Below are 25,184 nucleotides of genomic sequence, written 5' to 3'. Positions count from 1 at the left end.
GCATGGGTCGCGACGCAAGCTCCTGGGACGAATCCGATGTCCGGATCCGTCCGAATAAAAAAGGATCAAGGCCCCGCACCAAGGACCGTCCCAGTCATGATGACGCGGTCATTGGCCGGATTATCACGGTAGACCGCGGGCGCTACACCGCCATCGTCGGTGAAGACTCGGCGGATGAACGCATCATCATCGCTGCACGCGCGCGTGAACTGCGACGAAACCCCGTTGTCCCCGGCGATTTCGTCGCCTTGGTGGGCGACGTATCCGGAGAACCGGATACCCTTGCGCGGCTCGTCCGAATAGAGGAGCGGAAGACGCTCCTGCGGCGCAGCGCTGATGATACCGACCCCATCGAAAGAGTGGTGGTAGCCAACGCAGACCAACTTGTGGTGGTGGTCGCGGCGGCCAATCCGGAGCCCCGAACCGGCTTTATTGACCGCGCCCTGGTTGCAGCCTACGACGCCGGGATCGAGCCGCTGCTGCTCGTCACCAAAGCAGATGTCAAGGATCCTGCGGAACTGTTGTCGAACTATCTCAGCCTCGACTTTCCCATCATCATCAGCCGTACCGCAGACGATGAAGCGTCCGGTATCGATGCCCGCTCGGACGACGGACTGTCCGCGCGGCTGGACAGCCGCGCCGTTGCCGAATTGCGGGCCCACCTTGATGGAAAAGTGACTGTCATGCTGGGCCATTCGGGCGTCGGCAAGTCCACCATGGTTAATGCCCTGACCGGAGCCGAGCGTGCTACGGGTGGTGTCAACGCCGTCACAGGGCGGGGCCGGCATACGTCGTCGTCGGCGCTGGCCTTGAAGCTGGCGGACGCACCGCCAGGTAGCTGGATCATCGATACCCCCGGTATCCGCTCCTTCGGACTCGCGCATGTGGACCCCGACCGCATCCTGCATTCCTTCCCCGATTTGGAACCGGGCACCGAAGCTTGCGACCGCGGTTGCAAGCACGATGCCAGTGCCATCAATTGCGGACTTGACGCGTGGGTGAACGAGGGACACGCCGGTCCTTCCGGGGTGGCCCGCTTGTCTTCGCTCCGGCGGCTGCTGGGCGCGGACCCGCGTTTGGAAGCGAAAGAGACCAAAGAACTGGGTACCGTCAACTAAGCATTGGTGCAAGGCGATCCCAACTGCAGGGAACGTTTCACGATAGTTTGGTGGCATGACCCAACCCGTTTCCAGCTACAACGATGACCTCCGACTGGCCCACGTGCTGGCGGATTCCGTGGATGCCCAAACCATGGACCGCTTCAAGGCCTTGGATCTGCAGGTCGAGACCAAGCCTGACCTCACGCCAGTGACGGATGCCGACAAAGCTGCGGAAGAAGCCATTCGTGGCCAATTGTCGCGCTCGCGCCCCCGTGACGCCGTCCTCGGCGAGGAGTTCGGCAGCAGCGGCCACGGCTCCCGGCGTTGGATCATCGACCCCATCGACGGCACCAAGAACTTCGTTCGGGGAGTTCCTGTATGGGCTACCCTGATCGCACTCGTGGACGAGGGTGAGCCGGTGGTCGGACTTGTCAGTGCTCCCGCGTTGGGCAAGCGTTGGTGGGCAGCAAAGGACATGGGCGCCTATATGGGTCGCTCCCTCGCGTCAGCGACCCGGCTCAAAGTGTCAAACGTTTCGCGGTTGGCAGATGCTTCAATGTCATATTCCAGCCTTTCCGGTTGGAAGGAACGCGGAAATCTGGACGAGTTCCTGGGGTTGACGGAAGACATCTGGCGCACACGCGCCTACGGCGATTTCTGGTCCTATTGCCTGGTTGCCGAGGGAGCCGTGGATATCGCCTGCGAGCCAGAGTTGAACCTTTACGACATGGCAGCACTGGTTCCGATCGTGACGGAAGCCGGCGGCCGCTTCACCTCGTTGGAAGGCGAGGATGGCCCCTTTGGCGGCAACGCCCTGGCCACCAACTCCATCCTGCACTCAGAGGTCCTCAAGCGGCTGAACCCTGCTCTGGATGACCTCCTCTGACCCAGCGGCACCAACTAGCCAACCGGCTTTGCATAGAATTTTCGACGGCGGATGCCTCCTTTTCGGGGCGTCCGCCGTTTTTTCTTCGCCCAAAGCCCGATTTCCGGACCCTTCGTAACAATGTGCTTAACAAAGCGAAGCGACTTTGGAGCAGGCCAGAGGAGTGCCCTAACCTCTTTACAGGTCACGAGTGCCAGCGCTAAACCCCGGTTTGCTGGCCGGCAACCCTCCATTCGCGGTGGGGTGCCCCGGGTGACGACCTGGCCGGTCCGGAACGGATACGGCAAGCGCGGATCCCCATAGGGGGTCCCTCTTGAGTGAGGTCCCATGAGCACTGCTACGTTCAACTCCACCGTTCTGCCGTCCCTTGTGGTCGAAGAAGCAGCGCACGAAGCCGCTGCAGGCAGGCCCCTGGCCGCCGTCACAGGCGCAGAGCTGCAAGCTCCCCTGATCCAGGGTGGCCACGTCCGCTACGCCAACCTCGACTACGGAGCATCCGCTCCAGCGCTGACAATTGTTTCTGCGTATCTCAATGAGATCCTCCCCTACTACGCCAGTGTCCACCGCGGCGCGGGCTACGCTTCCCAGATCAGCACCTCGGTCTACGAGAACTCCCGCGACATCGTCCGCGAATTCGTCGGCGGTCGTCCCGACGATTCCGTCATTTTCACCCGGAACACCACGGACTCGCTGAACCTGTTGGCAGGCTGCCTCCCGCAACTGGACGGAAAGCCAACGGGCGAGGTCCTTTACCTGGACATCGAGCACCATGCCAATCTCCTTCCCTGGCAGGGCGTCCCTCACCGCAGTGTCGTAGCTGCTTCGACACTGACAGCTACCCTCGCCAAGCTTCGCGAGGAACTCAGCCAGGGCGGCGTGTCGTTGCTGGCGGTCACCGGGGCCTCGAATGTGACCGGTGAAATCCTGCCGATCGCCGAACTCGCAGCACTTGCCCACGAATACGGCGCCCGGATTGTGGTGGACGCCGCGCAGCTTGCCCCCCACCGCCGCATCAACATCACCGCAGCAGACGTGGACTACATCGTGTTCTCCGGGCATAAGCTCTACGCTCCGTTCGGCGCCGGTGTTGTTGTGGGCCGTCCTGACTGGCTCGACGCCGGTACTCCGCACCTTGCCGGTGGTGGCGCCGTTCGCGAAGCCCGCCTGGACTCGGTCAGCTGGGCTTCAGGTCCCGCCCGCCACGAGGGCGGCTCCCCCAACGTCCTCGGCGCGGCAACATTGGCCCGCGCGACGCAGGTGCTGGCCGGGCTGGACCAAGAGGCATGGCATGCCCATGAAGCTGCCATCCGCTCCTACCTCGTACAGGGACTTGAAGCAATCGAAGGCGTGACCGTCCACCGGATCTTCAGCGACTCCGAAGACACTATCGGCGTGGTCAATTTCTCCGTGGAAGGATTCGACGCCGGACTGGTGGCCGCCTACCTCGCCGCCGAACATGGTGTAGGACTTCGTGACGGCCGCTTCTGCGCCCATCCCCTGCTCAAGCGGCTCGGACTCCCTTCGGGCTCGCTCCGAGCCAGTTTCGGAGTGGGTTCCCGATTGGAGGATGCCACACGACTCCTGGCTGGTATCGAAGAACTCAAGCGCACCGGGCTCGGCTGGGACTATGTAGTAGACGAAGGCCGCTGGGTACCGGCCAACGACCACCGCAGCTACCCGGAATGGGCACCAAACACCCCGGGCACCGCAGGGGCTGCGCCCTGCACGATTGACTAAAACGCACGTACTGTGCGGTAAATTCGTAGGGTAACTGGCGTTCGCGGTAAAGGAGTCTGTGCGTGGCCGTGCCTTCCGGCAGTGTTTCCGGCGTTGTTTCCGGCGGAAGTGTTTCCGGCCGCGTTGGCAGGCCGGGTGGTCCCAAGCTGCATGCCACGCGCCGCCGCGAGCTGGGCCAGAGCTTCCAGGACGGCGGCGAACACTACGATCGCGTTCGGCCCGGCTATCCCACAGACTCAATGGATTGGCTTCTCCCTCCTGGAGCGAAGTCCGCCGCGGATATTGGTGCAGGCACGGGAAAATTTACGGCACTGCTCGTGGACCGCGGCCTGCAGGTGGCCGCCGTCGATCCTTCCACAGACATGCTGGAGCAACTTCGAAAGTCCTGTCCCGGCGTTGAGGCGTTGGAGGGAACGGCCGAGGCAACAGGGCTGGCGGACTCAGCATTCGACGTCGTCAGCGTTGCCCAGGCATGGCATTGGTGTGACCCGCTGAAAGCCAGCACGGAAATCGACCGGATCCTGCGGCCCCACGGAGTACTCGGCCTGATATGGAACCAACTGGACACCTCCGTGCCCTGGGTTCACCGGTTGTCACGCATCATGCACGCCGGGGATGTGCACAAGCCCGGCTTCCGGCCAGTTATCGGACCGGAGTTTATGGACTTGACGAGCCATCTCACCAGCTGGGAGGACGCCGTGTCACCGGAGGACATCCTGGAGCTCACGAAATCGCGCAGCTACTACCTCCGCGCAAATGAAGCCACCCGCTTAAAGGTCATGGGCAACCTGGAGTGGTACCTCTTCGATCATCTGGGCCATGTCCCCGGCCAGCTCCTGGGATTGCCATATCTGACCACTACCTGGCGGGCCCGCAAGATCGACGGCGCCCCGCCACGGTAGGCTTGGTGTGTGAAGACCAGTACGCCCTCCTCCTCGATCGAGGACTACGTCAAGGTCATCTACTCCTATACGGAGTGGCAGGACAAACCAATTACGTCCTCGCAGCTTGCCCTGCGGCTTGGCGTTGCCAATTCCTCGGTGTCTGAAATGGTCCGTAAACTCAAGGACCAGGGCTTGGTGGACCACCAACCGTACAGTGCCATCCGGCTGACTCCGGAAGGCATGCGCCTGGCACTGTCAATGGTTCGGCGTCACCGCCTCATTGAGACATACCTCGTTGACGAACTCGGCTATAGTTGGGACGAAGTCCATGATGAAGCTGAGATGTTGGAACACGCGGTGTCCGATACCTTCATTGAGCGCATGGCCGCCAAGCTTGGCCATCCCCTCCGGGATCCTCACGGCGACCCGATTCCCTCGGCTGACGGATCGGTGGAACTTCCCCACGCCTACCGCATGATCGAGTTGGACGAAGGCCACTCAGGCCGCATCACCCGGATCAGCGATGAAAATCCTGACCTTCTTCGCTATCTCGCCTCGGAAAAGATCACCTTGGACGCGCCCGTGGAAGTGGTGGGGCGCAAACCATTCGGCGGAGCCCTGGTTGTTCGGATTGGCAGCGGACCCCAACGCCGCGAATTCGATCTCGCGGACGAGGTTACAGCGGCACTTTGGGTCCAAAGCGCCGAAGTCCATGAAGGCTGCGTGCTTCCCGCGCGCTGACTTGTGCGCTGCAGAGGCACGTGGCACAGGCTAGCTGCGCTGGCCGGCCGGCCCGCCGTCGTCGGACGCTGTATCAGGATCGCTTTCAGCGGCAACTGCCGCTTCGAGCACGGGGTTGCGGATCCCGACGGCGGACGCCACCGCCCCGACAACGAACAGTGCCGCCGTGACAACCAAGGCGTTGTACAAGCCCTGCCGTGTAAACACCGGACCAACGATCAGGCCGGCAAAGGCAATGCAGATGAGGCCGGCAATACGGGCCACGGCATTGTTGACCGCCGAACCAATTCCGGCCTCTTCCTGCGGTACCGCGCCTAGAATCGCTGCGGTGAGTGGCGCGACGAGGGTGGTGAGTCCCACGCCAAAGACGATCTGCCCCGGCAGCACCTGGGTCCAATAGTTCAGGGGCTCCTGGATGGAGAGGGACATCAGAAAGCCCACACCGCATAACAGCGGCCCCACGGTCATAAACCACCGCGGACCATATTTTCCAGCCAGCCCACCGAAGTAGGACGCAGTCAGCATCAGGATGACAGTCGCTGGAAGCAAGGCAATTCCCGCGATGGTAGCCCCCATGCCTCCCACCTGCTGAAGATAGATGCCCAGGACGAAGAATCCGAGGGATATTCCACCGTAAATTGCGAGCGTGGCAAGGTTGCCCCAGCCAAAGTTCCTTATGGCAAACAGCCTCAAGGGCAACATCGGCTCCGTGGTCCTTGCCTCGTGGACCAGGAACAGCACCATCGCCACTACACCGGCTAGGAGCGGCACCCACACCTGGGCGCTCGCCCAACCCATCCGGCCCTGTTCAATGAAGGCATAGACGGGACCACCTAGTCCGATCATTGCCAGAACAGCGCCGAGGTAGTCGATTCCCTTGCTCTTGTCCCGGGCCGCATCCGATGCCCGAAGGCCTGCAAGCAAAGGCCAAATCGCAACCGCGGGAATAACGTTGATGAAGAAAATCACCCGCCACGACAGCATGTCCACGGAGACGCCACCAATAAGTGGCCCTACGATGGCGGCGGCACTCGTCCAGCCCGACCATTGGCCAATCGCTTTGGACTGGGAAGGCCCGGAGAACGAGGTAATGATCATGGCCAACGAACTGGGCACCAGGAGGGCGCCTGCAATACCTTGAAGTGCGCGGGACACCACCAGGACTTCCCCGTTCCAAGCCAGACCGCACATCACCGATGTCAGCGCGAAACCTGCCAATCCCCACTCGAGAATCCGCGCCCGGCCAAAGTGGTCCGACAATGAACCAGCTACCAGGATGAGGGCACCAAGGGTCAAAAGATAGGCATCCACCACCCATTGCTGGATGACCAGGCCGCCGCCAAGTTCACGTCCAATGGCCGGGAGCGCAAGGTTCACCACGAAACCATCCAGGATGGCGATAAAAGAAGCCACAATTGCAACGACGAGCACACGCTTTTGAAGCGGCGTTCTCGGCAATAAAGCCACAGCATCCGTCATGTGCACAGCCTACGCGGCATTCGTCCATGGCGAAGTCCCGTATCGTTAAACAGTGATTAGCAGACGTGACGCAGCATTGGCCCTTGATATCTCCATGGAAATGGCCCAGCGCCACGGCATCCCGTCACGGCTGTCAGATGCGGAACTACGTAGCCTCCAGGACAATCCACCGGCCTGGCTGGTCCAGTCACGTGCCAACCGCACGGGAAAACGTCCTGTTTGGGTCCACCTGACCTGCGCGGTGTGCGGTTACTCAGAGGCGGTGCGGCCCAAAAAGTGGTGGCCCGACTTCTCGTTCGTCTTTTGTGGCCACCACAAGAACAGTGAGCTGCCGGAACTGTTCCTGGGTGACGTGCGCAGCGAATATGAAGGCGTCGGCAGCCGCTTTGTCGGCGTGGTCGACGTCCGCGAGGAACAAGCCTAGGCTCGCCTCATCGTTGCTGGCTCATCACTGCTGGCTCATCTCCGAGGGAACGGCTATCAGCTGTACCATTTTGCCGTCACGCAACACGGTCAACGGAAATGGTTCGCCTATGGCCTCGGCAAACAGCAGCTTCTGCAGACTTTCTGCACTCGATACAGCCCTGCCCTGCGCCCGAAGCACCAGGTCCCCCGGCTGGAGCCCCGACAATTCAGCAGGTGAGCCTGCGATGACCTCCACCACACGGAGCCCCTCTTTCTGGCCCGTGCGCACCACAGCACTCGCATCGAGTGGAATAGGCGTACTCACCAAGCCCAAGTAGGCGCGTCGCACCCTCCCATCCTTGAGCAAGGAGGCGATGATCCGCTGGGTTGTCCTATTAATAGGTACGGCGAGTCCGAGGCCCAGTCCGGCTATCGCCGTGTTGATGCCCACGATGCGGCCCCGGGTGTCGGCAAGGGCGCCCCCGGAATTGCCCGGGTTGAGGGCCGCGTCAGTCTGGATGACATCCTCAATCACACGCCGGTGCTCCCCTGCACGGACGGGAATGGATCGTCCCAGACCGCTGACCACCCCGGCAGTCACTGATCCCGCCAAGCCCAGGGGATTTCCTACTGCGATGACGAGCTGGCCAACCCGTAACGAGTCGGCGTTACCCAAAATGGCGGGTGGCGGAGTGGGTTTGAGACCACGCACCACTGCGAGGTCAGACAATGGGTCCGCCCCCACGAGCTCGACGTCCGTCTGCTTGCCGTTCGCAAACACCGCTCTTCCGGACTGGATACCTGCCACCACATGGGCATTGGTGAGCATGTACCCATCACCGGTGAAGACCACGGCCGATCCGCTGCCCACACGAAGTTGACCGTTCCGGCGCGCACTGGTCATTTCGATAGCGGCGACGTGCGGTGTGACAGACTCCGCAACCCGGATGACGATCTGTGAGTACGCGTCCAAGGCCGCGTCGTCACCCTGCTCTTCAGGCGCTTCTGAATCCCGGCCTTCATCCGGTATTTCAAACTCTGGCTCGGTGCTCATCACATGCCTCCTGCTACCGCGGTGCCGTGCACGTCCTGTCCAGTTCAGTCCAGTGCCTACCTGTACAACGGTCGGCGCAGGGCGTCTAGTCCTCGTTCCCCTACGCCGTGGGTGAACGGTATTTGCGGCAGGTTCAGGCAGGGGCAGGTTCAGGCATAGTAAAAGCCCCCGGATCACGAGGATCCGAGGGCTTTCCGGTGGAGATGGGGGGAATTGAACCCCCGTCCGATGTCGTTTTGTCAGGGCTTCTCCGGGCGCAGTTTGCGTCGGATTTTCTCGGCCCCAGCCATCCTGCAAACAGGTGGCTGATCCGGGCCCAGTCATCTAAAAGTCCCGTTTACCTCAATGACGAAGGCAAACAGCAGTGGCTATCTAAATGACGCCAGGAACCGGGGCGATAGCAACCCCGGGCTGACGGACTGTCTTACTGCTTAGGCAGCGAGAGCGAAGTCAGTGCGCTTAGATTCGGCACTTATTGGTTTGCAGACAGCGTTTACGAGATAATTCTGCATCCTCGGCCCGCTTCACCTGTCGCGACTAACATCGTCGAAACCGATCATCCCCGTATTCTGTTACCAAACCGGCAAGGCATTCATCAAGTGATCAAATCCCTACCGGACTATCCATCATAACGCATTCGCCCGGAAGATCATTCCCGCGACACAAGCCCTGGGCGGAAGCATCTGCATTCAGACCTAGCGCCGGTTGCGCTCCCGCAGTTCGCGCAACGATTCGCGCTTATCCTGCTGCTCACGCAGCGTTTGGCGCTTGTCGTAGTCCTTTTTACCTCGAGCTATGGCTATTTCAACCTTGGCCCGGCCGTCCAGGAAGTAAAGCTGCAACGGCACCACGGTGAAACCGGATTCGCGGATCTTTTGGGAGATCTTGTCCAGTTCGTCGCGGTGAAGCAAAAGCTTACGACGGCGGCGCGCGGCGTGGTTGGTCCAGCTCCCCTGGTGATATTCAGGGATGTGAATGCCCTCCATCCACAGTTCGTCATTGTAGAAGGTGCAGAAGCCGTCCACCATGGAGGCGTGGCCTTCACGGAGGGATTTCACTTCCGTACCCATCAGCGCAATGCCAGCCTCATAGGTATCCAGGACATGGTAGTTATGCCGGGCCTTCCGATTGGTGGCCACTACCTTACGGCCACTTTCCTTGGGCACGGTAGAACTCCTTGTTAGATGCGGATTTCAACTAGTGTACGCCAGAGCCCGCAGGCCTTGGTCGCTGACAAAGGGTCGGCCCACTAGAGGAGGGTCATCGGATCCACCGCGGCCCCGTTCAGCCAGGTTTCGAAGTGTGCGTGGCACCCCGTCGAGTTACCTGTGCTACCCGAGTACGCAATGAGTTGTCCCTGCGATACCTGCTGGCCGTTGGAAACCACGATGCTGCTGTTGTGGTAGTAAATGGTTGTCAGGGAGTTGCCCTGCACCACACCGTGGGACAGCTTCACGCGCCATCCACCGCCGTCGGCCGAGTTCCAGCCGGAGTTGAAGACGGTACCAGCCGCTGCAGCATAAACAGGAGTGCCGCAGGCTGCACCGAAGTCGATGCCGGTGTGCATGTAACCACCCGTGCCGTAGAAATCGATGGTTCCGGGCGGGGTTGCCCGCCAACCGAATCCTGACGTGATGGGTACGTAGCTGGCGAAGGGGTGTCGCAAACCAAACGCGGACGGCGAACCCACCGGCGGGACATACGGCTGCTCGGGCGGTGCCGGCTTTCCTTGCGCTGCTGCTGCGGCAGCCGCAGCAGCAGCGGCTTCCGCGGCAAGGCGACGCTGCTCGGCCTCCCACGCCTCCCGAAGCTTGCGGTCCCTCTCGACGATTTCGGCCGCAACTGAGTCCTGTTCGGCCTTCACTCGGGCAAGATCGGCTTCAATGCCGGGCTTGGCGGCCTGTAGTTGTCCATTCAGGCGGGTGGTGTCCTCAATGAGCTTGTCGACTTCGGCTTTCTTGCTGGCGGCCTCGTCGCGCGCAGCCTTCTCCCGCTCCAGCGCGGCGTCGGCTTTGGCCTTCAGGTCCTGGATCTCAGCCTCGACGGCGGCCAGCCGGGCCTGCGAGTTTACGTTGGTGGCGTTCTGCTGGGTCAACTTGGTCATCGCAGCGTTCTGGCTTCGCATGGCCTGATCGGCGAGGTCCATGGATTCTGTCAGGCTGCCGGACTCGTTGGATCCGAAGAGCAGGGCGATGTTGGTGGGCACACCCCCCGATTTATAGGCCTGGGAGGCGATCTGGCCGATCAATTTCTTTGTATCGGTGATCTTCTGCTTGTCACTCTCAAGCTGCTCAGTAATTTTGGCTTTGTTCTGCTGGGCGAGCTCCACCCGGGCTGCCAACGCCTCGACCTCCTTGACAGCACTAGCCACGCGGCCCTGCGCTTCGAGAAGTGCCTGCTGGGCGCCCGGGAGGCGTCCTTGGTAGATGACGAGGTCCCCGGCGGCCTTGGCGATCTTCGAGTCCACAAACTCCAAGGACGCCTGAACGCGCGCCGATTCGGCCTCGAGCGCAGCTTGTTGGTCGTCCAGGCTGTCCGCATGGGCCGTAGGTACAGCGGACAGGAGGCTGACGGCGAGGCCCAAGGCGAGCACGCCACCAAGAATCCTGGCTTGGCCGGACGCAAGCCGCCGACGCAGGGAGTTCTGGTCCAACGTGGTCATCATGAGTCCTTTTCGCTTGTCAGCAGAATCGTTCGCAGCCGCCCGTCATCCATCACTAAACCTTCAAGTAACGCCGGAGGGTCAACAAGGAGGATATCCCGGCCAAGCCACCGCCGAGCGCAATCAGCACCGGTGCGATCACCAGGACCTGCGTCGATGAGATGAAGGGAGTGTTAAGGAATTGCCTGGACAGATCACCGTTGAGCCAAAAGTGTGCCATTAGCCACAGCGTCACGGAGGCCAACAACGCCCCGACAACAGCGGCGATCACGCCCTCCAGGATGAACGGCAACTGGATGACTGTCTTGGAGGCGCCCACCAAGCGCATGATCCCCGTTTCCCGACGCCGGCTGAACGCCGATAGCCGGATCGTGGTGGTTATCAGCAGCACCGCACAGAAGATCATCACCGCGGCCACACCCATCGCGGCCACAGAAGCGCCGTTCATCCAGGAGAAGATCCGCTCCAATACCTGACGCTGGTCACTCACCGTCTCAACGCCCGGTTGCGAGGAAAATGTTTCGCTGATGATCTGGTACTTCTCGGGGTTCTTCATGTTGATACGGAACGACGCCGGCAACTGGTCCTCGGACACGGAATCAACAATCGGCGAATTCGAGAACTGCTCTTTGAAGTGCTTGTAGGCCTCGGCTTGGGATTCGAATTGGAAGTCGTTGATGTACTGCTTGACGGCGGGAGACTCCAACATTGCCTGCAGATTGGCCTGCTGTTCCTTGGTGGCTGGCCCCGAGGCGCAACCAACCGCCGTCGAGCCGTCGTTACAGAGGAAGACCGCAACCTGGACTTTGTCGTACCAGTAGCCCTTCATCTGGTTGATCTGCATCTGCAGCATTCCAGCTGCGCCAACGAACGTCAGGGATACAAAGGTCACCAAGACCACTGAGATCACCATTGACAGGTTGCGGCGCAGGCCGCTGCCGATTTCCCCGAGGATGAAAAGGAGCCTCACAGCTGTGCCCCCTGCGCGCGGTTGAGTTCCTCGCCACTGGCGTCCTTCAGCCGCCGCGATTCACCCACAACCGGAATCATGGACGTGTACAGTGCCTTCGCTTCGTCACGGATGACCTTGCCATTCTTGAGCTCCACCACGCGGCGGCGCATTTCGTTAACGATGTCGTCGTCGTGGGTAGCCATGACCACAGTGGTGCCGTTCTGGTTAATCTTGTCCAAAACTCCCATGATTCCCATGGACGTAATGGGGTCAAGGTTCCCTGTGGGTTCGTCCGCAAGGAGAATGCCTGGGCGATTGACGACGGCGCGGGCAATCGCCACACGCTGCTGCTCGCCGCCTGAAAGTTCGTGAGGCATCCGCTTTTCCTTACCCTCAAGGCCAACGGTCTTCAATACCTCAGGGACCGTCTCCCGGATGATGGAGCGGCTCTTGCCGATGACCTGCATGGCAAAGGCTACGTTCGCGAAGACATTCTTCTGCGGGAGGAGACGGAAATCCTGGAAGACCACACCGATACCCCTGCGAAGCTTGGGCACTCGCCAGCTCGAAATGTTGGCCACGTTCTGGCCGGCAACGTAAACCGAACCTGAGGATGCTTTGTCTTCCTTCAGGATCAATCTCAGGAAGGTGGATTTTCCTGAGCCTGAGGCGCCCACCAGGAAGGTGAATTCACCGCGGTTGATCTCAAGGCTGACAGAATCGAGCGCCGGTCGGGCATTCTGCTCGTAGACCTTGGTGACATTCTCAAATCTGATCATGGCCCTTTAGAACCCCGCCGGACATGACGTACTCGCCCAGTCCAACAGCCGGAGCGCGGGCTTTCGATGGGGGAAGTGAGAGCACCGGCCACTCGACTATACGCACGCAGCAGCCGGGATTCCGGGGGTTTGGGGGGCGTGTCGTGGAATCGGACGCCTCCGGTACGCGGACTGAGACCCTAGTTGGCAGCGTTGCGGTTGCCGGTGCGCCAGCGGATACCGGCGTCGATGAAGTCATCGATGTCGCCGTCCAGAACAGCCGAAGTGTTGCCTACTTCGTGTTCCGTGCGGAGGTCCTTGACCATCTGGTAAGGATTGAGCACATAGGAGCGCATCTGATCACCCCAGGACGCCTTGACATCACCTGCCAAGGCTTTCTTTTCAGCGTCCTGCTGTTCCTTCTTAACAAGCAGCAACCGCGACTGGAGCACACGCAGGGCCGCTGCCCTGTTTTGAAGCTGCGACTTTTCGTTCTGCATTGAAACGACGATCCCCGTGGGAATGTGTGTCAAGCGCACGGCGGAGTCCGTGGTGTTGACGGATTGGCCACCTGGTCCAGAGGACCGGAAGACATCAACGCGGATTTCGTTGTCCGGAATCTCGATGGAGTCGGTCTGTTCAATCAGCGGGATGACCTCAACGGCGGCGAACGACGTCTGCCGTCGGCCCTGGTTGTCAAAGGGACTGATACGGACCAGGCGGTGTGTGCCCGCCTCGACACTCAGGGTGCCGAAAGCGTACGGCGCCTTGACCTCGAACGTCGCGGACTTCAGGCCTGCTTCTTCAGCATAGGACGTGTCCATGACGGTAGTGGGGTAACCATGACGCTCCGCCCACCGCAGGTACATACGCATCAGCATCTCGGCGAAGTCGGCAGCGTCAACACCACCTGCTCCTGCCCTGATGGTCACTACGGCTTCCCGTTCGTCGTACTCGCCGGACAACAGGGTGACGATTTCGAGCTCGGCGAGGGCTTTGCGAATAGAAGCAAGTTCTTTCGCGGCCTCGGCCATCGAGGCTTCGTCGCCCTCATCCTGGCCGAGCTCCACCAGCACTTCGAGGTCGTCTATCCGGGAGGCAAGCTTGGACAACCGCTCCACTTCAGCTTGCCGGTGGGACAAACGCGAAGTGACAACTTGCGCCGATGCGGGGTCATCCCAAAGGTCCGGCGCGCCAGCCTGCTCACTCAATTCGGCGATTTCTGCCTTCAAGGCATCAATATCGGTGACGTTCTCGATGGAACTGTAAGTGGCGCGAAGCGCGCGGATTTCTGCGGGAAAATCAATCTCAGCCATGGTCTTTCCAGCGTACGCTATCAGCCGGACTCCCCCGACTGGGCGCCGTCATTGCGTCCCTATCATTGCGTTATTACGTTGTGCCCCTATTGGGTGAGCCGAGACCTGGCAGTGGATCTTGCTTCAACGGCGATTCCTTCAGGCAGCAGGAAGGTGACCAAGGGCGGATGGGCGATGGCACTTAAGACCACCACCGCTGTACCGCCGGGAGAACTACCCGTCCCGGAAGAAACTTCCAAGTGATCGTGCATGGAGAAGGCTTCGCTGTTTCCCAGATACAGATCAACCGCGCCCAGCACCCGCTCGTCCACCAGCGACGCCGAGGGCACACTGCTTCCCTCGATGTCACCCACCACGTACGAATCTGCAGCGGCAAGTGCGGCGCCATCAGCCAAGGACAGAAGTTTCTTGTGTTCCAAGTAAATCGCGGAAGTAGCCATTACCACCGCAGCCAACAGGAGTGCCAGAAGCACGAAGCCTACGATCAGCACGCTCATTTGTCCCTCTTCGGCTTTGCTCCCTATCCGTCCCATCGCCACTTTTGCGCCTCCTCCTCACGTTGACGATTCACTTAAAGCGCCCCACGACTTGCGTGGCAGAGGCATTGAGCACAGCAGCATTCAAATGTAGCGAGTCGCCAAACGGAACCATCGGCAAAGGGACAGCCAATCGAACCCAAACTGTCACTGCTGCGCCTGCTGAAAGGCAGTCTGCCCGGTCGCACGTGATCTCCATCGTGGCTGCTTGCGCCGGGTAGCCGTAATCCCTCAGCGCCAAGAGGACGCTCTGTTCTGCGCTGGTCCTCGCGAGGACAGGTTCACTCTGGGAGACAAAGACCTTGGCCGCCTGATCCGCCGCACCCACCACTGCAAAGGATCCGCCTTGGATTTGGCCTACGGTTACCAGGAAATAGACCACCGGGACCATGAGCAACAGTGCCAGGAACGTAAACTCCACGATGGCACTGCCGCGCTGCCTTTTGACGTCGGTACCCATACTGGATGTGTCTTGATATGGGCCGAACGCCAATTGCCAAGCCCTGTTCAGCCAATGCCCAAGGCGATTCATTATCGAACCTGGGCACGGCACCGGGGTCAGGACATTACTTTGGAAGGGCAGCATGTCCGGTAACCTCCATGAGTCCACCGGGGCCGATAAGCCCCACAACTGGCATAGGCGCCCTCACGGTCACTTCCAACGCCCGAATTCCATCCAGAGTCCTTTCAGCGGTGGTCACATCTGCCGCGAAATCTCCATTGAGCGCCGTTTCGATCAGCTCGGACGTCCTGGCCTCCGCATCCATAACCGTTCGATCGGCAAGGGTTCCATATCGCGCTCCGGACGCGGCGGCATCAACAAGTGTGTTTCGGACATGAAGGACAAGCGTGAGCTGGACGATTGACATGAACAGCAACGTCAGGAGGGCACCAATCATCACGAAATCGATAACCGCGGAACCTCGTTCCCCACTATTAACTGCACACGGATTTTTATCTGCGCAGCGAATTTTAAGTGCACTTGGACTTTCAAATCCACAGGGCAGGCAGAATGGGCGCTTTTGGCTGCGGGACCACACCTGCCCCATTTCCTAACTACCCACCTTGGCCATGGCCTGCGTGAAGAGGTCCGCCAGTGCTGGCGATGCAATCGCGAGGAGCCCTGCGACCAATATGGCGGACATTAGGGTGATCATCACCCATCCCGGGACGTCACCGCGCTCAGGGTGTTCCAAGGGTGATGCCACATTTCGGGCGATCACAGCGAAGGCCCATGAGAAAAACGGCAAAGTCATTGTATTTGCAGAAAACGAGTGTCCATACTTCTTCTTCATTATTTTCCCCAATGTGTGTGTTTGTGCTGGTAATGTGCGACCGGCGGATAAAGGTAATTGGTCAAAGAGCCCGGCTCGGTCCGGTCAAAGGCTCAACTGCAAAGCGGCGAGCGCTGGAAACGCTGCGAAAATGACCGTTAGCGGAAGGACGCCGAATACAAGGGGCACCATCATTCCGATTTCTTTTCGACCGGCTGATTCCATCAGTTCCCGCTTCGCAGCGTCGCGGACGTCGGCAGCTTGTGCGCGAAGTACATCGGCCAATGGAGTGCCCCGCTCCACAGCCACCACTAATCCGTCCACGAATCGGACCAGGGGCGGCAGTTGCGTTCGGGTAGAGAAAGCTTGGAGTGCCTGGATCAGCGACTTTCCTGATCTCGTGTCGGCCAGGACGGCGCTGAATTCCTTGGCGAGCTCGCCATTGGAGGTACGGGAGATTCGGTCCATCGCACCCACGGCGCTCTCTCCGGCGGCGACGGCAAGCGCCATAAGTTCGGCAAGGCTGGGAAACTCCGCAAGAATCACCGATTCCCGGCGCTTAGTCTTTTGGCCAAGCAGGAAATCGCGGAGCACGTAACCACAAAAGGCACCCCCGATGACCGCCACCAGTGATGGAAGCGGGCTGAATCGTCCGGAGGCAGCACCCAGCCCCACGCCGATCACAGCAAGCAGGAAGCCGCCTGCGGCCCACACCAGTTGCTCGGCGCGGAAATCCACCACGCTTTTCGCGGAGCCGGCTCGAGCGAGTCTCTTGCGCAAGGCTGGGCCGCCACCGTTAAAACGGGACAAGTAGAGAATTCCATCCTGCATAACGGGGCGGAGAATGCGTTCCAGTGGTCCAAAGGGTGTGAGATTATGCGTAGGCGCCCGGAGGAGGCGCGACTCGAGATTCTGCGACTTAAGCTGTGGGTCAATCCGCTCCGCGAAGGTCCGGCCACGCATGAAGGGAAGCCGCACCAGGATCAACCATGTCCCTCCGCCCAAGAATAAACCAAGGAGCGTGGCGGTCGCCGTCGAGGTGCTCATCGGAGGACCCGCTCATCCTCGGGTAATGCCCCAATCCGCAGCATGACTGCGTAACACAAAACGGAGACAACAAGTCCGCCGAGGAGCACCGCGGCACCAATTCCGGAGTTGTAGGCAAGCATGGCTTCAGGCCGACCGGCCATGACCACCAGGACTATCCAGGGTGCCGCGACTGCCAGCCGTGCACCGTTTACGGTCCAGGATTGCCTGGCCTCGAGTTCGCTGCGCGTCCGGGCGCTTTCCCGAAGAAACCCGGCCAACGTGCCCAACATGCGCCCGAGGTCGGAGCCACCCACTTCCCGGGTCATGCGGAGTGCCTCGATAATCCTGTCGGCCACGGGATCTGCCAAGCGGTCCTTCAGTTTGTTGACAGCCGCATCGAACTGACCGCCCGATCGGTAATCGGCACCAAAATCAAGGAAGAGGCTCCGCAGTTCGTCCGGCCCGTTATGCCCAAGTTGGATCAATGCCTCTGGCAAAGCCAGGCCGGCGCGAATGGCGGATCTCAGATGGTCAACAACATCCGGCCACAGTTGGCGCAGAGTGGCACGCCGTTTCCGCGCCCGCCGACGCACGAGGCCGAAAGGGATCCAAGCGCCGAAGACTCCGAAGCAAAGGCAGACGGGCAATGACGCGGTCACAACGAAGAACAGGAGCATTGCAACGACTCCACATCCAGCGCAACTGAGAAGGAGGCCCGCACTGGTGACCCTTTCTATGCCTGCCGTGAGCAAGAGAAGTTCCAGGGGCCGTGGCCGGGGTTCGCTGACCCGGAGGTCAGGTGGATGGTCCCAGGTGGACCACCAAATAAGTAATGCGCCACTGCCACAAAGGATCCCCAGTAGCGGGGCCATCAGTTCAGCTCCAGCAGCGCGGCGACATCAAAACCAGCCACGGCAAACTTTTCGACCGCGGGTATGGAGTTGGCTTTGGGCTGCAACTGCCCCTCTAGCATGCGGAACACCACCGAGGATTCGATGACCCCGTTTTCCACGCGGCGTCCCAAGGACAGGATTTCGGTTACCTGCCTCCGCCCATTGGCCTGCCGGGCACAATGCACCACTAAGTCAATGCACGAGGCAACTGTGGGCAAGACGAATGCACTGGAAATATTCGCCCCCGCCAGCAAAGGCAGGGTGCAAATCTTGGTGACGGCGTCATGGGCCGAATTTGCATGGACCGTGCACATGCCAGGAAGCCCGGAATTCAACGCGATCAGCATGTCCAGGCTTTCGGCTTCGCGGACTTCACCGACCACCAGGCGGTCAGGTCTCATGCGCAGGGCTTCCTTAACGAGCCTTCGCAACGGAATTTCTCCATGACCTTCCAGGTTCGGTTGCCTGCATTGGAGACCCACGACGTCACGCAGAGGGAGCTGCAATTCAAAGATCTCTTCCACGGTTATTACGCGCTCACGTGAGCCAATGCTTGCTGCAAGGCAGTTCAACATAGTGGTCTTCCCTGCCTGGGTGGCACCGGAAACGAGGATGTTGAGTCCGCTTGCAACGGCTGCACCAAGGAACCTGGCAGATTGGGGTGTGAGGCTTCCCAACTCCACGAGATGCTCAAGCCGGTTAGCCCTGGCGATGAACTTTCTGATGTTGACAGCCCAGTGCTTCCTGGTCACGTCTGGAATAGCAACATGCAAGCGCGACCCGTCCGGAAGGGCCGCGTCCACGAACGGTGAAGACAAGTCCAGCCGCCGCCCCGAGCTCTTGAGCATCCGCTCCACGAGGTCGCGGATTTGTTGCTCGCTCAGGGTAATTCCGGTTAGCTCGGACTCGCCATTACGCGCGACATAAATTTCGTGCGGCGCGTTGATCCAAATTTCCTCAATTCCAGGATCATCCAGGAATGGCTGCAGCGGCCCGAATCCCGCTACGGCGTCAAATACGTGCCGCCGGGCGGTTTCCAAATGTCCCAATGGCGGAAGGGGCCCAAGGAGAGCCCTTTCGTCATAGTCGTTGACCGCGTCCTCAACCAAGCGCCGGACTTCCGCGGTCTGTTCAAGAGGGTCCAAACCGCGGCGTCTGATAAGTTCGCGGACCTCACCCTCCACAATCCCAACGGCCTCCATATTTCCCCCCCAAAAAGCTCTTTGTCCGTATCCGAGAGGCGTATCTCGAGTCACCTACGCTAGGGGAGCCGAAGTTTAGGGCCAAGTCCCGCATGAGGGATTGTGGATAACTATTGGAACAAGAGTCCCTTTGGCATCGTCTGTACCACTAGTCACTCCAGTTTCCGAATGTTAGGGTAAAGCCCGTTAGGAGCTGGCCTTTGGTCCCATGCGCAGGCGCCCGCCCCGGAGCTTGTCAGCAAGCCACACCATGCGCCGCTGAGCCGCGGCACAGGGCCGGAATTGGATATGACAAGAACCCCCGTAAAGACGGTCCGTCGCATGCCGCTTGCAAGGACTGGAATCGCCCTTTGTCTGGTCCTCCTTGCAGGGACTTTTCCCGGCATTCCTGCATGGGCGGAGGACTCCGGCCCTCGGCCAGCGCCAGCCCCGATCGCCGAACAGAAGTCGCCAGCGACGACTCCACTTCTGCCATCGACAGACTCCGGCGCCCTCCCCGCGGAAAGCGCACCGCCGGTGACGAACCAGCAGCAGGTGCCAACCGCCGTCGAGCCTTCACCTGCTGTTGCTCCGCAGCCGGCCAACGGCCCCTCCATGGACGATCCAGCTGGGCTGCCAACCGCCAAGGCAATGCCCGGCAATGCTCCGGACGCCGAGACCATGAAGGCAGCAATGCGAGCCGCGATTCCAGCGGGCGGGGCAGAAATGGGTCAGCGCTCGCCCAGGGTCATCGCGGCAAAGCAAGGCAACGGAAATTCAGGGCCTGCTGGCTCACGCACAGTGGGACAGGTGGTGCCGATGGACGCTGACCCAGGTCACTGGAGGCCAACCATCGGTATCCATGGACAGGACGTCAGCGCGCACCAGGGCAACGTCGACTGGCAGGACCAATGGAACGAAGGATCCCGCTGGGCTTACGTCAAGGCCTCCGAGGGCAACTATTACCTGAACGAAAACTATGCACAGCAATATGACGGCTCAAGGAACGTCGGAATGGTTCGTGGCGCCTATCACTTCGCCATTCCAAACTGGTCTTCGGGTGCGGACCAGGCGAGATACTTCGTGGCGAACGGCGGCGGATGGACTGCAGACGGTTACACGCTTCCTCCTGTCCTGGACATCGAATACAACCCCTACGCTGGACGCACCATCAACGGCTTCTATTTCGGCAACACGTGCTACAACATGTCAAAGGCGCAACTTGGGCAGTGGGCCGCCGATTTCGGCAACACGGTCAAAGCCCTGACGGGGCGCTTTCCGGTCATTTACAGCACCACGGATTGGTGGAATACGTGCGTGGGCAACTCCACGTTCGGGAGCTACCCGCTGTGGATCGCGTCGTACTGGAACAACCCCACGAATTCTCCTGGATCTTTACCGGCCAGTTGGGGCGACTACACCATGTGGCAGTACAGCAGCACCGGGCCGTTCGAAGGTGATTCCAACATCTTCAACGGCAGCTACGATCAGCTGCGGACGTTCGCCCGTGGTGCCTCAGCCCCTTCCAACCCGTCCATCAAGTCCGGCGCCGACCTCCTGGCCACAAGCTCGACGGGCCGGCTCGATGCATTTCCAGCCGACGGCAGTGGCCGGATCACTGGTCCTGTGGCCATCGGTTCGGGGTGGACCGGTGCAAAATCGCTGTACGTCGTTGATTGGAACCAGGACGGCGTCCAGGACATTCTTTCGCAGTGGTCCGACGGGACACTGAGAGTCTTCCGCGGCGCTCCCGGCGGGGGCTTTTATGCTCCCCTCCAAGTCGGTTCCGGCTGGCAGGAAATGTCCCTGACGGTCGGTTGGTGGAACTCCAAAGACGGCTATCCGGGCGTAATAGGACAGGACTACCTGGGCAATTTGTACCGGTACCCGAACACGGGAGGTGGAACGCTGGGAAATGGGGTGCTGATCGGGACCGGCTTCAGCGGCCACCAGTTGAACCAGATCGACTTCGATGGCGACGGTAGCCAGGACATCCTCACGCGCACCTCCGATGGCACCCTTCGCCTTTATCGTTCGAACGGCTTGGGCAGCTTCCTCAACGAAGCCGCCCAAGTAATTGGTTCCGGATGGAATGGCATGACGTCGGTAAGTTCAGCGATCGGCTTCAGCGGGGCCGGGTCCCAGGGACTCCATGCCCGCACCGCCAACGGCGACCTCTACTATTACCCAGCGGTCTCGGGTGCGTGGGGCAACCGCAGCCTCATCGGACTTGGCTGGGATGACGCGATCCGGATCAGCGACGCTCCCCTGGATGTTGAGACAACACTCGGCATCGACCAGGAGGATGTGGTCGCGGTCCGTGCCGATGCCAACCTCTACCGCTATCCCGGTACCGGTACCACGGCGCTCCTGCCGGAGGATCTCATCGGAACAGGGTGGGCCGGCCTGAAGGCCGGGTTCGTCACGGATTGGAACGGGGACGGCGCCTTGGACATCGTGGCGCAATGGTCCGACGGCCGGCTAAACGTCTACCCGGGCAGGACTGGCAGCGGTTTTGGGACCCCCATCGCCCTCGGCAGCAATTGGAAGGACTGGACGCTAAGCGTTGGGACATGGAAAAAGGCCGATGCACACCCCGGTCTCGTAGGATACGACTCCACGGGTCGCCTGTACTACTTCAGCAACCCCACCGGGAAGACCGTGTCCACCGGTATCTCCATTGGAGTCGGTTGGAGCGGTTTGGACATAGCGCAAATGGACTTTGACAAAGACGCAAATGCCGATCTCCTGGCCAAAAACGCAGCTGGCGATTTGAAACTGTACCGTTCCAATGGCACCGGAAACTTCATGCAGGAACCTGCAGCGGTGGTCGGAACAGGGTGGAACGTCGTTACGAGTTTCGGTGCGGTCCGCGGATTTGCCGGAGCCGGCTCCAGCGGTGTCATCGCCCGGACCACCGCTGGCGAGCTGCGGTACTACCCTGTGGGTTCGAACAGGTCGTGGGGAACAACAACCCGCATCGGTACAGGCTGGAATTCCCTGACCATTCTGGCACCTGCGGCAAAATAGCACGCACGCAGTCCGGTTTCGAGTGCCCTTTCGTGGAAAACTTCCATGAAGGGGCCCTCGGTTCATTCCAGCTGACTGACACGCCCGTGCGGGCGATAAATATCGCCCAGGAGCGGCCTAAATTGCTGGATCACATGGTCTAATGAAGGTGGTCTCACGTATTGGCTGTTCAGCGCATTCGGGAAACGGACTTTGTTTGGGGGCAAGCGAAGGTCACCCATTGCGCACAATCAAGGAGTGATCTTTTATGGCGTTTAGAGTTGGAACTGCAAGCGCTGACATTACGCCGTCGCTGAGCACCAATCCGTATATGGCCGGATATGGCACCACCGATGGCGGACGCGAGGCCACCAGCAGTTCGCCGTTCGAGCCCCTCTATGCTCGGGCAATCCTCATCTGGGAAGACGCACATCCCCACATCATCATCTCGCTGGACGTTCTGGCAGTGCCTCGGGCTATGCACCAACGGATCCGCGACAGGATCATTCAACTCGCGGATTGGTCCAGCAGCGACATCCTGATCCAGGCGACACATACGCACAACGGTCCAGCACTGATCGACACATTGCATCCCTACATGGCGTACGGACTGGCAGACCTCGGGTTGCTCCGCTCGTACAGTGACGACCTGGAAGACACAATCGTTGACCTTGCCCAGGAAGCCCTGGACGCGGCTGAAACTGCAGTGACTTTCGACTACAAAGTTTCAACACAGAACTTTTCCGCGAACAGGGTTGGCCTGCCGTACACAGAAACCGCCGTCCCCATACTCGTAGCCAGACGGGGCAACGGCACACCGGCAGCTGTGATCTTCAGCTACGGCTGCCACCCCATCAGCGCTGGTTTGCGCACGCTGTTTGACGGAGATTTCGCGGCGGGCGCCTGCAATTACATCGAGAACCGCAATCCGAATTGTTTCGCCATGTTTGTGCAGGGACCCGCCGGGGACCAGGACCCTGGAGGGGTCCGCAGCTGGGAACTCAGGGACCAGCATGGGGACGCCCTTGGGGCAACCGTCAATTCAAACATGCAGTCTGCCGGCAGGGCGCTCAGCGGCCCGATGGTGACGCGCTATCAGGAGGTCCAGCTTCCACTGGACATCACCCCCACCGCGGGTAATCTCGCCGCTGTACGTGCCGCGTATGTTGCGCGTTTGCCAAACCCCAACGGCCAGCCGCAGTGGTACCAGCGTCACGCCCAGGTCATGATCGGCCGTATTGACAGCAATAGCTACAAAACTGCGGTGCCGTCCCCCTTCCAAGTGTGGAAATTCAACGGAAGCCCCCAACTGAAGATCGCCATGATCGGCGGCGAACTCGTCAGTGGATACGGAGCGTATTTCAGAAGTCGCAATGGCGGAACCAACGGCATAATCGTCGGCGGATACGCCAATGAGTCCTGCTGCTACATACCGAGCAATGAATTTTTTCCGCCGAACATGCCACTTGGCAGCTACGAGGGTGGTTGGGAGCCGGACTTCCCGGGAATTGCTGGTGGCTCAATGACCGTCTACGGACATCTGGCCCATTTCAAGGCGGGTACGAATGGCGTGGAAACAACACTCATCAATGCGATGAATTCATTGCTTGCCTGAACAGAAATGCCCACGTAAAGGCGCGGACCCAAAGTGGTCCGCGCCTTTCAATTTCTCCTTGATTGCGCGCTACACGCCGATGCAGCTATCCGGAAACTGCCGTCTTCAGCCACCTGGTGAGCACGGCCGCCTGCGGCGCGAGCGGGGCAAGTGTCAGGGCGCCCTTCACAACCGGAACCCCATAAGCGGCGAGCGAGGCTGCGAGCGTCCTTGGGTCCGTCCGGGTGCAGGCCTTAATGATGCGTAAGCACAGAGCGGAGGCGTCGCCCGGTGCGGCACCTGCCGCGAGGGCGGCATTCACGGCAGCCGTCTCCTCGGGAGTGAGCATGTGGGGTCCGCTTCCGACATACTGCACTTGGCAGTCCGTGACGTGCATGTAGCGCGTGGATGCCCAGACCTCTTCCAGGCTCGAGAACTTGCCTATCAGGCTGCCATCAGCACCTGTGCACGTGAATTGATACCGGATCAAAGGTTCCGGACGTTCCCGTGGGATTTTGTCATCGTTCGCGACCACAGGCGCCATATCAAGTGCGGCTGGTTGGGAAGTATCTACATTGGTTCCTGAACAACCGGCCAAGGCAAAAGCTGCCACACCGAGCTGAAGAACACTGCGCCTGCGCATGTCCACCGAGGGATCCCCACTTCATTCGGATGCTCCCCAGCTCCGCATGCATTGGTTATTCGCCCCAAGCCGTTTCCGGCTGCGTCTTAGTACATCTTCCCCCAAATTCCGCATTTGTCACTAGTAAAGTTTTGGCCGCCAGCAAGATCGACGCCTGCGCCGGCCTCCGGCAGTCCTCCCTCCGCGGTAATGGCACCCCCTGTGCCGGCTACGGTCCACCTGCAATCTGCCGCAGAAGCGCCTTGCTTGACCAGTTGGTATTTGCCGGGTTGCACCGCATCGCCCACCAGATGGCTGCCATCAGACATCCTCGTGCCCTCGGCCCACGCTGCGATGATTTTGCCCTGTGGAGCATCCGGGCAAAGTGAGGCTGCAGCAAGCAACGGCCCGTGTCCGGCTTCCTCGAATCCGCCTGGTCCGCTTTCATCGCTTACCCGCGTGCAGAGACGGAGGACGTCCAACAACACTGCCAGGCCTCCATCATCGCTTGATCCTTGTGGTGCCGCCGTCGAGATTGCTTCTGCTTCCCGTGGTGTGGGCTCGAACGGTTGCGGTCCGGTGTAGGTAACTTCGCAGGAGTCCATCCGCGTGTAGTTGGTGGCGGCCCAGACCTCGGCAAGGCTCGACAACTGGACTTCCGGGGAGGCGTCAAGGCTTGTGCATCGATAGGCGTAGCGGCCAGGTTCGTCACCGTCGCCCAATGGCTCCCCATCACCTGTGGTGCCATTACTCGGAACCGTCGACGGCGAGTGGCTGGGTTCCCCTGTGGCGCCGGTAGTCGCGGTGCCGGTTGGTGTCGACGCGGCTGTTGACGAGGTACTCAATCCCGGAGTCGGTTGGGGCGATGGAGTGCAGGCGGCCAGCAGCATAATCAGCGGCACCACCATCGGAAACAGTCTGCGCATTGTGACCTCCACCTCAATCGTGCGGGGCTGCGTTTGCCCGGTCAAGACGTCGGGAAGGGCGAAAGTGAAGCAAGAAAATGTCCCGCAAGAAAATTACCTAGTGACAAAAGTGAAAATTGGGGGAAGATGTACGTAGACGCAGCCGG

General features: G+C 60.4%; 24 protein-coding genes, 1 other RNA gene and 1 riboswitch. Of the genes, 8 read left to right on the top strand and 17 right to left on the bottom strand.

Going from position 1 to position 25,184, the window contains the following annotated elements; all coding sequences use genetic code 11:
• The first annotated feature begins 2 nt into the window (after positions 1-2).
• The 5 genes from rsgA to AC1DD5_RS04220 all read left to right on the top strand — a co-directional run bounded on the left by rsgA (position 3) and on the right by AC1DD5_RS04220 (position 5,348).
• Positions 3-1,118 (top strand): ribosome small subunit-dependent GTPase A, encoded by a 1,116-nt coding sequence (gene rsgA, locus AC1DD5_RS04240; RefSeq protein ID WP_442003812.1) that lies wholly within the window; start codon positions 3-5, stop codon positions 1,116-1,118.
• 55 nt (positions 1,119-1,173) lie between these two features.
• Entirely contained in the window at positions 1,174-1,986 is an 813-nt protein-coding gene (hisN, locus tag AC1DD5_RS04235; RefSeq protein ID WP_477518310.1) for a histidinol-phosphatase, read from the top strand.
• 182 nt (positions 1,987-2,168) lie between these two features.
• A riboswitch (SAM riboswitch) is annotated at positions 2,169-2,282 on the top strand.
• Between the two features lie 31 nt (positions 2,283-2,313).
• A complete protein-coding gene (locus AC1DD5_RS04230; protein WP_477518309.1) occupies positions 2,314-3,723 on the top strand; it encodes an aminotransferase class V-fold PLP-dependent enzyme in 1,410 nt (469 codons plus the stop codon).
• A gap of 146 nt (positions 3,724-3,869) precedes the next feature.
• Positions 3,870-4,625 carry a class I SAM-dependent methyltransferase gene (locus AC1DD5_RS04225; protein ID WP_477518364.1) on the top strand — a complete coding sequence of 252 codons (756 nt, stop codon included), beginning with the start codon at positions 3,870-3,872 and terminating at the stop codon, positions 4,623-4,625.
• A 9-nt stretch (positions 4,626-4,634) separates the two neighbouring features.
• The gene (locus tag AC1DD5_RS04220; protein ID WP_477518308.1) at positions 4,635-5,348 is read left to right on the top strand and encodes a metal-dependent transcriptional regulator; all 714 of its coding nucleotides are present in this window, start codon (positions 4,635-4,637) and stop codon (positions 5,346-5,348) included.
• 30 nt (positions 5,349-5,378) lie between these two features.
• Here AC1DD5_RS04220 and AC1DD5_RS04215 read toward each other — a convergent pair whose 3' ends face one another.
• The gene (locus AC1DD5_RS04215; protein ID WP_477518307.1) at positions 5,379-6,833 is read right to left on the bottom strand and encodes an MFS transporter; all 1,455 of its coding nucleotides are present in this window, start codon (positions 6,831-6,833) and stop codon (positions 5,379-5,381) included.
• A gap of 88 nt (positions 6,834-6,921) precedes the next feature.
• Here AC1DD5_RS04215 and AC1DD5_RS04210 point away from each other — a divergent pair, with 88 nt between their 5' ends.
• Positions 6,922-7,251: a hypothetical protein gene (locus tag AC1DD5_RS04210; protein ID WP_442018839.1), complete on the top strand. Its 330-nt coding sequence runs from the start codon at positions 6,922-6,924 to the stop codon at positions 7,249-7,251.
• A 24-nt stretch (positions 7,252-7,275) separates the two neighbouring features.
• Here AC1DD5_RS04210 and AC1DD5_RS04205 read toward each other — a convergent pair whose 3' ends face one another.
• The 14 genes from AC1DD5_RS04205 to AC1DD5_RS04140 form a co-directional block, all read right to left on the bottom strand.
• Complete coding sequence (locus tag AC1DD5_RS04205; protein WP_477518306.1) at positions 7,276-8,289, bottom strand: S1C family serine protease; 1,014 nt, start codon at positions 8,287-8,289, stop codon at positions 7,276-7,278.
• Between the two features lie 192 nt (positions 8,290-8,481).
• Positions 8,482-8,850: a transfer-messenger RNA gene (gene ssrA, locus AC1DD5_RS04200) on the bottom strand.
• Between the two features lie 131 nt (positions 8,851-8,981).
• The gene (smpB, locus tag AC1DD5_RS04195; protein WP_017198498.1) at positions 8,982-9,452 is read right to left on the bottom strand and encodes an SsrA-binding protein SmpB; all 471 of its coding nucleotides are present in this window, start codon (positions 9,450-9,452) and stop codon (positions 8,982-8,984) included.
• Positions 9,453-9,535: 83 nt separating this feature from the next.
• Positions 9,536-10,948, bottom strand: coding sequence for a peptidoglycan DD-metalloendopeptidase family protein (locus AC1DD5_RS04190; RefSeq protein WP_442003980.1), 1,413 nt, complete (start codon positions 10,946-10,948; stop codon positions 9,536-9,538).
• Positions 10,949-11,003: 55 nt separating this feature from the next.
• Entirely contained in the window at positions 11,004-11,918 is a 915-nt protein-coding gene (gene ftsX / locus AC1DD5_RS04185) for a permease-like cell division protein FtsX (protein WP_442018837.1), read from the bottom strand.
• On the bottom strand, positions 11,915-12,679 hold the full coding sequence (ftsE, locus tag AC1DD5_RS04180) for a cell division ATP-binding protein FtsE (protein ID WP_216924001.1): 765 nt from the start codon (positions 12,677-12,679) through the stop codon (positions 11,915-11,917). The genes ftsX and ftsE overlap by 4 nt, the downstream gene beginning before the upstream one ends.
• 179 nt (positions 12,680-12,858) lie before the next feature.
• A complete protein-coding gene (gene prfB, locus AC1DD5_RS04175; RefSeq protein ID WP_442018836.1) occupies positions 12,859-13,974 on the bottom strand; it encodes a peptide chain release factor 2 in 1,116 nt (371 codons plus the stop codon).
• Between the two features lie 86 nt (positions 13,975-14,060).
• Positions 14,061-14,471 (bottom strand): pilus assembly protein TadG-related protein, encoded by a 411-nt coding sequence (locus AC1DD5_RS04170; RefSeq protein ID WP_442003804.1) that lies wholly within the window; start codon positions 14,469-14,471, stop codon positions 14,061-14,063.
• 70 nt (positions 14,472-14,541) lie between these two features.
• Positions 14,542-14,970, bottom strand: a complete 429-nt coding sequence (locus AC1DD5_RS04165) for a hypothetical protein (protein ID WP_477518305.1) — start codon at positions 14,968-14,970, stop codon at positions 14,542-14,544.
• A 106-nt stretch (positions 14,971-15,076) separates the two neighbouring features.
• Positions 15,077-15,481: a TadE family protein gene (locus AC1DD5_RS04160; RefSeq protein WP_477520744.1), complete on the bottom strand. Its 405-nt coding sequence runs from the start codon at positions 15,479-15,481 to the stop codon at positions 15,077-15,079.
• Between the two features lie 81 nt (positions 15,482-15,562).
• Positions 15,563-15,766, bottom strand: a complete 204-nt coding sequence (locus AC1DD5_RS04155; protein WP_477520671.1) for a hypothetical protein — start codon at positions 15,764-15,766, stop codon at positions 15,563-15,565.
• A 123-nt stretch (positions 15,767-15,889) separates the two neighbouring features.
• Positions 15,890-16,831, bottom strand: coding sequence for a type II secretion system F family protein (locus AC1DD5_RS04150; protein ID WP_477518303.1), 942 nt, complete (start codon positions 16,829-16,831; stop codon positions 15,890-15,892).
• Positions 16,828-17,685 carry a type II secretion system F family protein gene (locus AC1DD5_RS04145; protein WP_477518302.1) on the bottom strand — a complete coding sequence of 286 codons (858 nt, stop codon included), beginning with the start codon at positions 17,683-17,685 and terminating at the stop codon, positions 16,828-16,830. Before AC1DD5_RS04145 ends, AC1DD5_RS04150 begins: the two co-directional genes overlap by 4 nt.
• On the bottom strand, positions 17,685-18,908 hold the full coding sequence (locus AC1DD5_RS04140; protein WP_442003799.1) for a TadA family conjugal transfer-associated ATPase: 1,224 nt from the start codon (positions 18,906-18,908) through the stop codon (positions 17,685-17,687). Before AC1DD5_RS04140 ends, AC1DD5_RS04145 begins: the two co-directional genes overlap by 1 nt.
• Before the next feature lie 288 nt (positions 18,909-19,196).
• On the opposite strand from AC1DD5_RS04140, the gene AC1DD5_RS04135 reads away from it, so the two are divergent.
• Both AC1DD5_RS04135 and AC1DD5_RS04130 read left to right on the top strand, forming a co-directional pair.
• Positions 19,197-21,917 carry a GH25 family lysozyme gene (locus tag AC1DD5_RS04135; protein WP_477520670.1) on the top strand — a complete coding sequence of 907 codons (2,721 nt, stop codon included), beginning with the start codon at positions 19,197-19,199 and terminating at the stop codon, positions 21,915-21,917.
• A 247-nt stretch (positions 21,918-22,164) separates the two neighbouring features.
• A complete protein-coding gene (locus AC1DD5_RS04130) occupies positions 22,165-23,511 on the top strand; it encodes a neutral/alkaline non-lysosomal ceramidase N-terminal domain-containing protein (RefSeq protein WP_477518300.1) in 1,347 nt (448 codons plus the stop codon).
• 85 nt (positions 23,512-23,596) lie between these two features.
• Here AC1DD5_RS04130 and AC1DD5_RS04125 read toward each other — a convergent pair whose 3' ends face one another.
• Together AC1DD5_RS04125 and AC1DD5_RS04120 are read right to left on the bottom strand one after the other, a co-directional pair.
• Positions 23,597-24,133: a hypothetical protein gene (locus AC1DD5_RS04125; RefSeq protein ID WP_442003796.1), complete on the bottom strand. Its 537-nt coding sequence runs from the start codon at positions 24,131-24,133 to the stop codon at positions 23,597-23,599.
• Positions 24,134-24,219: 86 nt separating this feature from the next.
• Positions 24,220-25,038 (bottom strand): hypothetical protein, encoded by an 819-nt coding sequence (locus AC1DD5_RS04120; RefSeq protein ID WP_477518299.1) that lies wholly within the window; start codon positions 25,036-25,038, stop codon positions 24,220-24,222.
• Positions 25,039-25,184 lie beyond the last annotated feature (146 nt).

The sequence above is a fragment of the Paenarthrobacter sp. 10L420 genome (assembly GCF_056395385.1).
This window is presented reverse-complemented; position numbering and strand designations above follow the sequence as displayed.

Coding starts and splice junctions, on each gene's coding strand:
- AC1DD5_RS04210 (WP_442018839.1), top strand. CDS start 6,922: ATGGAAATGGCCCAGCGCCACGGCATCCCGTCACGGCTGTCAGATGCG.
- AC1DD5_RS04120 (WP_477518299.1), bottom strand. CDS start 25,038: ATGCGCAGACTGTTTCCGATGGTGGTGCCGCTGATTATGCTGCTGGCC.
- AC1DD5_RS04230 (WP_477518309.1), top strand. CDS start 2,314: ATGAGCACTGCTACGTTCAACTCCACCGTTCTGCCGTCCCTTGTGGTC.
- AC1DD5_RS04135 (WP_477520670.1), top strand. CDS start 19,197: ATGACAAGAACCCCCGTAAAGACGGTCCGTCGCATGCCGCTTGCAAGG.
- AC1DD5_RS04155 (WP_477520671.1), bottom strand. CDS start 15,766: ATGACTTTGCCGTTTTTCTCATGGGCCTTCGCTGTGATCGCCCGAAAT.
- AC1DD5_RS04130 (WP_477518300.1), top strand. CDS start 22,165: ATGGCGTTTAGAGTTGGAACTGCAAGCGCTGACATTACGCCGTCGCTG.
- AC1DD5_RS04170 (WP_442003804.1), bottom strand. CDS start 14,471: ATGAGCGTGCTGATCGTAGGCTTCGTGCTTCTGGCACTCCTGTTGGCT.
- AC1DD5_RS04145 (WP_477518302.1), bottom strand. CDS start 17,685: ATGGCCCCGCTACTGGGGATCCTTTGTGGCAGTGGCGCATTACTTATT.
- AC1DD5_RS04190 (WP_442003980.1), bottom strand. CDS start 10,948: ATGACCACGTTGGACCAGAACTCCCTGCGTCGGCGGCTTGCGTCCGGC.
- hisN (WP_477518310.1), top strand. CDS start 1,174: ATGACCCAACCCGTTTCCAGCTACAACGATGACCTCCGACTGGCCCAC.
- ftsE (WP_216924001.1), bottom strand. CDS start 12,679: ATGATCAGATTTGAGAATGTCACCAAGGTCTACGAGCAGAATGCCCGA.
- prfB (WP_442018836.1), bottom strand. CDS start 13,974: ATGGCTGAGATTGATTTTCCCGCAGAAATCCGCGCGCTTCGCGCCACT.
- AC1DD5_RS04140 (WP_442003799.1), bottom strand. CDS start 18,908: ATGGAGGCCGTTGGGATTGTGGAGGGTGAGGTCCGCGAACTTATCAGA.
- AC1DD5_RS04125 (WP_442003796.1), bottom strand. CDS start 24,133: ATGCGCAGGCGCAGTGTTCTTCAGCTCGGTGTGGCAGCTTTTGCCTTG.
- AC1DD5_RS04165 (WP_477518305.1), bottom strand. CDS start 14,970: ATGGGTACCGACGTCAAAAGGCAGCGCGGCAGTGCCATCGTGGAGTTT.
- AC1DD5_RS04150 (WP_477518303.1), bottom strand. CDS start 16,831: ATGAGCACCTCGACGGCGACCGCCACGCTCCTTGGTTTATTCTTGGGC.
- rsgA (WP_442003812.1), top strand. CDS start 3: ATGGGTCGCGACGCAAGCTCCTGGGACGAATCCGATGTCCGGATCCGT.